The 1,314-nt window shown below is 51.8% G+C and carries 1 protein-coding gene; it reads right to left on the bottom strand.

Translation table 11 applies throughout. The annotated features are described in order from the left end of the window. Positions 1 to 29 precede the first annotated feature (29 nt). A protein-coding gene (locus tag BLV81_RS23400) for an IS3 family transposase (protein WP_092360282.1) occupies positions 30 to 1,261 on the bottom strand; the annotation gives its coding sequence in 2 pieces (ribosomal slippage) (positions 30 to 893 and positions 896 to 1,261; 1,230 coding nt in all). Between the last annotated feature and the right edge of the window lie 53 nt (positions 1,262 to 1,314).

Here is a 1,314-nt window from a genome sequence, read left to right as displayed (position 1 = left end):
TGTCCAGTCCTAAAATAGGTTGACAATATTTATTGCCATAGAAACGCTTGATGCACTGCATCGGGCGTTTTGTATTTCAAGGCGGTGTGCGGCCGTTCTTGATTATAAATTTGAACGGATTGGGCCACCATTTTACGAGCTTGCTTCAGATCGGCCGACCGGCTTAGCAAGAGCTCTCCCTTGAGGATGCCGTTGACTCGTTCAGCCAAGGCATTCTGATAGCAGTCGTAGCCGTCCGTCATTGAGCAGGTCAGCCCGTGGCGGCGATGGATGTCCTGGTAGTAATTGGAGCAGTATTGGATACCTCGGTCCGAATGATGAATCAACGGCCCTTTGCTACGACGTCCCCGAAGCGCCATTTTCAAGGCCTCGCTGACCTCTTCTGTTTGCAAGCTCTCGTGTACATGATGGCCCACAATCTTGCGAGAGTAGGCGTCAGTAATCAAACTCAAATAGACGAACTTGCTTGCCGTAGGTAAATAGGTGATGTCAGCCACCCACACCTGCTCCGGCTCTGTTGCAACCACTTGCTCAGGGCCAGTCTTGAGTAAATTAGGATGCCGTCGGAAGCGATGATGGCTATTCGTGGTCTTGTGATAGGCCCGTTGCGGCCTCACCAGCAGGCGTTCTTGCCTCAAGATGTCAAACAGTCCGTCTCGCCCAACCTTGATGCTCGCCTGGGCGAATTTCCCCTCCAACATGCTGTGCAACTTGCGAGTGCCTACACGAGGTTGGCGCAAACGTATCGGCTGCACAAGACTCACTACTGTTTGTGCCTTGTCTTGGCACTGCAGCGCTCGCTGATGGCGCTTGTAATATGCCTGGCGGCTTATGCCCATGTGGCGGCAGGCCCTCTTAACGCTTAATCCTTCGACTTCTTTGCGTGAGATGACCTGCCAGAAGGCTTTTTTACGGTGACCCCGTGTTCACCTTTCAACGTATCGATCACTGCCTCGAACAACGCAGATTTCTGCCTTTCTTCCCGCAGTTGCCGTTCTAGCTCTTTGATTCGTTGCTCAGGGGTTAACGGCTTGGCCGGTTCATTTGTCATGGTCATTCTCCGCTTAGTTCGGCCCCTCGGACTCGTCCAGTCCTGTAAGCCGTGTTTGCGACACCATACCAAAACTGTCGACCGACCCTGGATTCCATACCGCTTTTGCGCTTCTTTGTACGTTATCTCGCCTTTTTCTACTTGCTCGACAACGCTCAATTTAAAAGCCAGGCTGTAATCCCGTTGACTACGCTTAGTCCCTTGCTCCATCTGACACTTCCTTTCTTCATCGGAAAAGTGTCAACTTATTTCAGGACGGGTCA

The sequence above is a fragment of the Collimonas sp. OK242 genome, assembly GCF_900107095.1.
In the GTDB taxonomy this organism is placed as follows: Bacteria; Pseudomonadota; Gammaproteobacteria; order Burkholderiales; family Burkholderiaceae_D; genus Collimonas.
This window is presented reverse-complemented; position numbering and strand designations above follow the sequence as displayed.